This is a genomic window from Streptomyces griseosporeus, assembly GCF_014656055.1.
GTDB lineage: Bacteria > Actinomycetota > Actinomycetes > Streptomycetales > Streptomycetaceae > Streptomyces > Streptomyces griseosporeus.
On the sequence record NZ_BNBR01000016.1, the window covers coordinates 1 to 562 of the forward strand.

Sequence of the window (562 nt, forward strand, 5' to 3'; positions counted from 1 at the left end):
CTGCCCGTATCGAATGCAGACCCGGGGTTAAGCCCCGGGCTTTCACATCCGACGTGACAAGCCGCCTACGAGCTCTTTACGCCCAATAATTCCGGACAACGCTTGCGCCCTACGTATTACCGCGGCTGCTGGCACGTAGTTAGCCGGCGCTTCTTCTGCAGGTACCGTCACTTTCGCTTCTTCCCTGCTGAAAGAGGTTTACAACCCGAAGGCCGTCATCCCTCACGCGGCGTCGCTGCATCAGGCTTGCGCCCATTGTGCAATATTCCCCACTGCTGCCTCCCGTAGGAGTCTGGGCCGTGTCTCAGTCCCAGTGTGGCCGGTCGCCCTCTCAGGCCGGCTACCCGTCGTCGCCTTGGTGAGCCGTTACCTCACCAACAAGCTGATAGGCCGCGGGCTCATCCTGCACCGCCGGAGCTTTACAGAACCATGGATGCCCATGGCTCTCATATCCGGTATTAGACCCCGTTTCCAGGGCTTGTCCCAGAGTGCAGGGCAGATTGCCCACGTGTTACTCACCCGTTCGCCACTAATCCCCACCGAAGTGGTTCATCGTTCGACT

1 rRNA gene is annotated in these 562 nt (G+C 59.8%); it reads right to left on the reverse strand.

Annotation, left to right across the window (positions count from 1 at the left end):
• A 16S ribosomal RNA gene (locus IE308_RS36630) occupies positions 1-562 on the reverse strand; the annotation flags it as partial.